The organism is Rhizobium sp. UFLA01-1127 (assembly GCF_059803845.1).
In genome coordinates this window covers 1-6,862 of the sequence record NZ_JAUQTZ010000217.1, presented here as the reverse complement: position 1 = coordinate 6,862, position 6,862 = coordinate 1, and the positions used below count along the sequence as shown (strand labels likewise).

The 6,862-nt window shown below is 60.8% G+C and carries 6 protein-coding genes; 5 read left to right on the top strand and 1 reads right to left on the bottom strand.

What is annotated here, in order from left to right:
* Positions 1-70 precede the first annotated feature (70 nt).
* Positions 71-991, bottom strand: coding sequence for a sugar-binding transcriptional regulator (locus Q4Q11_RS30290; protein ID WP_498571789.1), 921 nt, complete (start codon positions 989-991; stop codon positions 71-73).
* Between the two features lie 228 nt (positions 992-1,219).
* Here Q4Q11_RS30290 and Q4Q11_RS30285 point away from each other — a divergent pair, with 228 nt between their 5' ends.
* From Q4Q11_RS30285 to Q4Q11_RS30265, 5 genes are all read left to right on the top strand, one after another.
* Positions 1,220-2,161, top strand: a complete 942-nt coding sequence (locus Q4Q11_RS30285; protein WP_498571788.1) for a tagatose-bisphosphate aldolase — start codon at positions 1,220-1,222, stop codon at positions 2,159-2,161.
* On the top strand, positions 2,154-3,572 hold the full coding sequence (locus tag Q4Q11_RS30280; protein ID WP_498571787.1) for an ROK family protein: 1,419 nt from the start codon (positions 2,154-2,156) through the stop codon (positions 3,570-3,572). The genes Q4Q11_RS30285 and Q4Q11_RS30280 overlap by 8 nt, the downstream gene beginning before the upstream one ends.
* A 227-nt stretch (positions 3,573-3,799) precedes the next feature.
* Positions 3,800-4,789 (top strand): substrate-binding domain-containing protein, encoded by a 990-nt coding sequence (locus Q4Q11_RS30275; protein ID WP_112508684.1) that lies wholly within the window; start codon positions 3,800-3,802, stop codon positions 4,787-4,789.
* A 109-nt stretch (positions 4,790-4,898) separates the two neighbouring features.
* Positions 4,899-5,963, top strand: coding sequence for an ABC transporter permease subunit (locus Q4Q11_RS30270; RefSeq protein ID WP_112508682.1), 1,065 nt, complete (start codon positions 4,899-4,901; stop codon positions 5,961-5,963).
* The gene (locus Q4Q11_RS30265; protein WP_112508679.1) at positions 5,956-6,702 is read left to right on the top strand and encodes a sugar ABC transporter ATP-binding protein; all 747 of its coding nucleotides are present in this window, start codon (positions 5,956-5,958) and stop codon (positions 6,700-6,702) included. Before Q4Q11_RS30270 ends, Q4Q11_RS30265 begins: the two co-directional genes overlap by 8 nt.
* Positions 6,703-6,862 lie beyond the last annotated feature (160 nt).

The following is a 6,862-nucleotide window of genomic DNA, read 5'->3' as shown; positions in this document are numbered from 1 at the left end:
GCTATCGAGTTCAGGAGGGTTCCATCCATGTCGAACAGGAAAGCACCGAAGGAGCGCCCGTCAAAAGGCATCAGGATCGATCCTCGACTTTCTGATTGGACGACAGGCGATCGAGAATGGCCTGGGCCGTGTTGGCGTCGGTGACCAGTGCGTTGATCATCCCCGATCGTGCCGCTCCGATGATGCCGCCCGCCTTGCCGGGGGTCGCGGCAACAGCGATGGATAGCGGCACCTTGCGCAATTGTTCGGGAGAGGCTGCGATCATCCCCTCCTCTCCATCCCAGTGCAGGATCTCGCCGGCTTCGGTGACGTAGTGGCGCAGCACATCGCCGGCGGCATGGCTCAGCGCCATCTCTCCCGGCAGCGCCGCCTCCGAAGGGTTTGCAGCATGCGTCAGCCCGACGCCGACGATCGCCGCGTCCAATTTGTCCCAAAGCGACGTCACCTGTTGAACGGTGGGGTCCCCCAGAAACGCATCCCGGAGTTCGGTCGAAGCAATATAGGGCACATGCAGGAAATGCGGCACGCCACCCATCTGGATTGCTGCCTGGCGCACGAATTCGTTGATCTGAAAATGTGGAGCCGCCTGTTGCATGCCGCCGTTCAGCGCGACCGTGATGATGCCCGGCAACTGCGGCAGGCCGGCCATTGTCACTTCGCGCACCGCCCGCCCCCAACCGATGCCCAGCGTCGAGCCCGACCGCAGGCCTGCTTGCCGCAGAAGCGAGCCGACAGGCGCGGCAAGCGCGCTCAGCACGTTCGATGACGGCGTATCGATCACTGCGGCGGTGCGCAGCTTCAGGCCCTCGATCAGCGCAGCACTCAGATCCTCGGCCGGCGACAGATCGATCACTTCGATCCGGACGATCCCGACTGCACGGGCTCGCTGCAGCAATCGCGAAACCGTCGCGGTCGACAGGCTCAATTTTCTGGCGATGTCCACCTGCGACATGTCGGACTGGTAGTGCAATTTGGCGACCGTGTGCAGCAATGCGCGATTTGCCGCAGCTTCCTGCGATTGAGACGAATTCAGATTGAAATTCCTTTCTGCAATGTGTTACATCTGCTGTATTTGAGGAAGTTATCGCTCAAAACAGCCGGTTTCGCAACGTTCATGCCGTGCGTGAGAGCCCTCAATTTCAAGAGCGACGCCCTTTTCGAGGAGTGGAGAAGGCGTGCCTGCGGGTGCGCCTTTCGCAAAGGCTGGAGGAAGGACCCCATGACGAAATTGACGACAGCGGAGATGCGCGGTTACCAGCAGATTTGCGGCAGCGATGGCGCCATGATGGTGATTGCCTGCGACCAGCGCGGCGGCATGCGCAGCCTCCTGGCCAAGGATCCGGCCGAGCAGGCCGCCATCTCGGACAAGGTGCTTGGGGACACAAAGGCCGATATCGCTCGCTTCCTGGCAAGCAAGGCCTCCTGCGTTCTCGTCGATCCGATTTGTGCCGTGCCGGCGCTGGTCGATGATCGCGTCCTCCAGCGCGATACCGCGCTGCTGATCGGTCTCGACGCCTCCGGTTGGGATATGTCACCGGAGGGCTATCGTCTGTCGAAGCCCGTTTCCGGCATTTCGGCGCGCCGCGTGCGCCAGCTCGGCGCGACCGGCGGCAAGATCATGGTCTATCTGCGCTCGGACCGGGATGCAGCGAACGTCCATAACATCCAGATCCTGAAGCAGTGCATCGAAGACTTCGCGCGCGAGGATCTCCTGCTTGTCGTTGAATTCCTGACCTATAAGTTCGATGATGAGGACGAAGCCGAGTACACTGCGAAGCTGCCATCCCTGATCGTCGGCGGCAGTAGGATCTGCCTGGATCTGGGGGCGAAAGTCTTGAAGATCCCTTATCCGGGATCGTCGCAAGCCTGTGCCGAAGTGACGCGCCTTGCCGGCGACGTGCCATGGGCGGTACTCTCGGCTGGCGTCGACCACTCGACGTTCCTGACGCAGGTCGAGGACGCCATGCGCAACGGCGCCTCCGGCGTCATCGCCGGACGCTCGCTGTGGAAGGACTGTATTTCACTCGATCGTACCGTGACGAAGGATCGGCTGGAGTCGGTCGCGGTGCCAAGGCTCCGTGAAATCCAGGCCGTCATTGCGAACCACTTCAAAGGTACGGGCGCGCATGGCGCCGATCAAAGGCAGCGCGCCAATGGCTGACACCGCTATCGGCGTTGATATTGGCGGCACGAATATTCGTGCTGCTTTGGTCTCCGCTCGAGGCGAAATACTAGCCAAGCTGTCGGAACGCACGCCAACCGATCCCTTGCTGGCATTGGAACGTGTCATTGCGATGGCGCACAGCCTCGACGAATCCAGGGTCTTGGGCGTTGGTGTCGGCATACCTGGTCGGGTCGACGTCGCCACCCGGGAAATCTTGTCCGGCGGCATCTTGAACCTCGCCGGCCTCGACCTCGTAAAGCGGCTGGAGGCAACACTTGGAAAGCCTGTCCTCGTCGAGAATGACTGCAGTATGGCACTCATCGCCGAGATGCGGATCGGCGGCGCCAAGGGCTATCGCAACGTTGCGATGTTGACGATCGGCACGGGCATCGGCGGCGCCGTCGCCCATGGCGGACGGATCTATCACGGCCATAGGGCTGCAGGGCAGCTCGGCCATATCTGCGTATCCCAGGACGGTCCGCCCTGCCCTTGTGGCAGGCGCGGCTGTGTCGAAACCTTCAGTTCCGGAACCGCTTTGCGCCGGCACATCGCCGAGGCCGGACTGTCTGCCGTGACGATCAAGGAGGTGTTCGACATGGCCGCCGAAGGAGATCGCGCCGCAGCACGGGTCCTGCGCCAATGGGCGGTTCCCTTGCGCATGGCGCTCGACAATATCGCGGCGACAATGGATCCCGAAGTCATCCTGCTCGGCGGAGGGCTCGGCTGCGATGCAGCGCGCGCTCTTGCCGACCTGCCTGCCGTGGCGCCGTGGTTTTGTCCTGCCATATTGCCGGCGAAACTTGCCGGCGATGCCGGCGTAATCGGCGCAGGGCTTTCAATTTTCGATGCCGATGCCGATACCGCGCCACAAGGAAAGCGTGTCGTCCTGGTCAACGGTGTACCGGCATCCGGCAAAAGCCGGCTTGCCAAGGCTCTTTCCCAGCGGACCGGCTGGCCGATCCTGTCTCTCGACGGTATTAAAAACCCGTTTCTGCAGCATATCGGCCTTGTCGATCGCGACTTCAATCGGGCGTTGGGAAAGGCGAGTTACCAGGCGATCTGGTCGTTCATTGCCGAGGCGCCTGCCAATTCGACCTTCATCATCGATGCCTGGTTCGGCTTCCAGCCGAAGGCGCAGCTCGAAAACTATATCAATGCTGCGAACATCGAGCATGTCGCGGAGCTATGGTGCAAGGTGCCTGGATCGGTCGCAGGCGAGCGTTATGTCAGCAGGCTGAAGGATCGATTGCCCGGTCATCCGGGCGCCGAATATGTACCCGAACTGATTGGGCTCGCCGATCGGGCCGAGCCCATGGCCTGCGGTGCCGTGATGACGATCGATCAGACGCAGGAGCCGGATATGGAGACCATCCTGGCCTGGCTTTCCCAGGTCTTCCACCGCGAATGACGCGAGCTGCCGACGGGACAGACAGGACAATGCGAAATGATATTGAACGATCGCGCGATCCCTATGTTTCCGACGGATCACAATGTCGCGCTCATGTCGGAATTGGCAATCATATCAATTGGCTGAATGAAATTCCTTGCAGAAAAAAATTACTTGACGTGCCGAAGTAACCCACTGATTATCGCTTTGCCGGACGGGGGAGGTTCGGCTTCAAGAGGAGGAAAATTATGGAGCGTCGCTCATTTCTCAAGGCTACGGCCGTGGCATCGCTCGCTGCCGGTGTTGCGGCAGTTGCCGAAAGCACCAAAGCCGCAGACAAGAAGTTCACGATTGCCCTCATTCCGGGCCTGACGACCGATGCCTTCTACATCACTATGCGCAAGGGCGCCGAGGCCGCAGCCAAAGCCGTCGGTGCGACTCTGGTGTTCCAAGGCGGCCCCGATTTCAACCCCGTGACCCAGGTACCGGTTCTTGATGCGGTCATAGCCAAGAAACCCGATGCGATCCTTATTGCACCGACCGACAAGGATCAGCTGATCCAGCCGCTGAAGAAGGCTGCGGATGCCGGCATCCCGATCATCACCGTCGATACCTTCATCGGCACGGGTGTCTACCAGACGGGCAAGGGCGATGCCGACTTTCCGCTGTCCTACATTGCTTCCGACAACCTGCTCGGCGGCGCGATTGCCGCGCGTGCGCTGGCAAAGGCCGTGGGAGAAAAGGGCAAGGTCTACGTTTCCAACGTGAAGCCTGGCATCTCGACAACGGACCAGCGCGAGCAGGGCTTCAAGGAGGAAATGAAGAAGTATCCGAACATCACCGTTCTGGAGACGCAATACAACGACGACGATGCCAACAAGGCCGCATCTCAGCTGCAGGCCGTCTTTGCCCGCAACTCCGATCTCGATGGTGTCTTCGGGGCCAATCTGTTCTCTGCACTTGGTGCCGCCAATGGCGTGCAGCAGGCCGGCCAGACGGGCAAGATCCGGGTGGTCGCCTTCGATGCGCCGACGTCGATCGTCGATAACATCAACTCCGGCCTCGTCGATCTGGCAATCGCACAGCATCCTGCCGAGATCGGCTATTTCGGCGTGATGGCAGCCTATGCCCACCTGACCGGCAATTCGATCCCGACGGCGATCGGCACCGGCTTCACGGTCATCGACAAATCGAACGTGACGGACAAGAACGTCGCGAAGTTCATCTACTCCGATTGATGCGGAGATAGTCTGTGCCTCGCCGGTCGGCGGGGCACAGCATCCAACGATGATAGAGCGGATGGCGCCGTGATCTTCGCGCCTTCAACGCTTCAGTTTGGACCGATCCATGACAATCGACAATGCAGAGGTCCGCAAGGCGGATCAACATGTGGCGCCGCAGGCAGACCACGGCGACCAGGCAAAAACCATCCTAAACCGCATCGCGCAATTGCGCGCATGGCTCTTTCTTGCCGCGCTGATCATCGCCTTCGAGATCTGGGCGCGGATCGATTTCGGCGGCACTTTCGTCGGATCGAGCTTCAACTGGCAGTCCGTCGCGATCTTCGCCGTAGCACCGCTGCTGCTGGCGATCGGGCAGACCTTCGTCATCATTTCAGGCGGCATCGATCTGTCGACCGGCTTCATCATGGGGCTTGCCGCTGTCGTCGCGGCACACATCGCCAATATCGCCGGGCTCTACCTGCCCCTGCCAATAGCAATGGTATTCGGCATTCTTGTTGCCATGCTGGCCGCCGCCATACCCGGCTTCATCAATGGTCTGCTGATCTCCCGTCTCAAGGTTCCGCCGTTCATCGGCACGCTCGGCATGTTCGGTGTTGCGCGCGGCACGGCCTTCCTGATTGCCGGCGGCACCACCGTGCCGGTCAAAAATTCCTATTTCGCCGAGCTCGGCAACGGACGGTTCTACGGCGTACCCTATCTCGTCATCGTCACGCTCGTCTTCGTAGTGATCATGCATTACCTTTTGAGCCAAACCCGCTTTGGCCAGCATAATTATGCCATCGGCGCCAATGCGCAGGCGGCGCGGCGCGCCGGCATCGACATCAAGTTCCACCTGCTGCGGCTCTATATATTGTCGGCCGTCTGCGCAGGCCTGGGCGGCGCGCTCTATGCGGCCCGTTTCACCGCGGGTGCGGCCCAGGCGGGCGAACCCTTGCTGCTCGACAGCGTGGCAGCCGTCGTCATCGGCGGCGCGAGCCTCTTCGGCGGTTCCGGTACGATCATCGGCACCATTGCCGGTGCTCTCGTCATCGCCGTCATTCAGTACGGTCTCGTCTTCATGAATGTGGAGCCGTTTTGGCAATTCATCGCCGTCGGTGTCGTCATCATTATTTCGGTGCTCATCGACCAGGCGCAGCGTCGGTTCAGCGGAGCGAAACAGGATGAATAATGTCACCCCCCTCCTCGAGGTCCGCAACCTCTCGCGCTATTTCGGCGCGGTGCGTGCCCTCGACAATTGCTCCATGGTCGTCCGACCCGGGGAGGTCGTCGCTCTTGCCGGCGACAACGGCGCCGGCAAGACGACGATGATCAAGGCGATCTCCGGCGTCTATCCGCCGACCGCAGGCGAAATTTTGATCGAAGGCAAGCCGGTCAGCTTCTCCTCGCCGCAGGATGCGCGCGAGAAGGGCATTGAGACGATCTACCAGGATCTGGCGCTGGCCGACAATCTGACGATCGGCTCCAACATCTTTCTCGGGCGTGAACCGATGAAGAAGCTCTTCGGCTTCCTGCCGGTCCTGGACCGGAAAGCCATGGCGGAAGCGGCGCGCAAGACGATGGCAGAGCTCGATTTCCATGTGAAGCGGCTCGACGCGCCGGTCAGCAACTTCTCCGGCGGTCAGCGCCAGGCGGTCGCGATCGGACGCGCGGTCTACTGGAACGCCCGTATCCTCGTCATGGACGAACCGACGGCGGCGCTCGGCGTGCCGGAGCAGCGCAAGGTGGTGGCCCTGATCAAATCGCTGAAGGCGCAGGGGCGCGGCGTCATCTTCATCTCGCATAATCTGCAGGATATTTTCGCGGTCTCCGACCGCATCGTCGTCCTGCGGCGCGGCATCGTCGCCGGCGAACGTAACATTGCCGACACCAATCATGAGGAAGTCGTTAGGCTCATGATCGGCGGGTAACAGGATCGCCAGCACATGATTTGAGATCGAGAGCAGCAATGGCGTTTCATCGCCGTTGCCGTTTTGTTATCGGCAATCAAGGGGCTCATATTGGATTCGCAAGCGCGGCAAAACTCCGGCAGCCCGGTTTCTGTTGATTTATCTGATTGCACTCCTATAT

Excerpts from the sequence above, each read along its gene's own strand:
- Q4Q11_RS30280 (WP_498571787.1), top strand. The coding sequence starts at position 2,154 with ATGGCTGACACCGCTATCGGCGTTGATATTGGCGGCACGAATATTCGT.
- Q4Q11_RS30285 (WP_498571788.1), top strand. The coding sequence starts at position 1,220 with ATGACGAAATTGACGACAGCGGAGATGCGCGGTTACCAGCAGATTTGC.
- Q4Q11_RS30265 (WP_112508679.1), top strand. The coding sequence starts at position 5,956 with ATGAATAATGTCACCCCCCTCCTCGAGGTCCGCAACCTCTCGCGCTAT.
- Q4Q11_RS30270 (WP_112508682.1), top strand. The coding sequence starts at position 4,899 with ATGACAATCGACAATGCAGAGGTCCGCAAGGCGGATCAACATGTGGCG.
- Q4Q11_RS30275 (WP_112508684.1), top strand. The coding sequence starts at position 3,800 with ATGGAGCGTCGCTCATTTCTCAAGGCTACGGCCGTGGCATCGCTCGCT.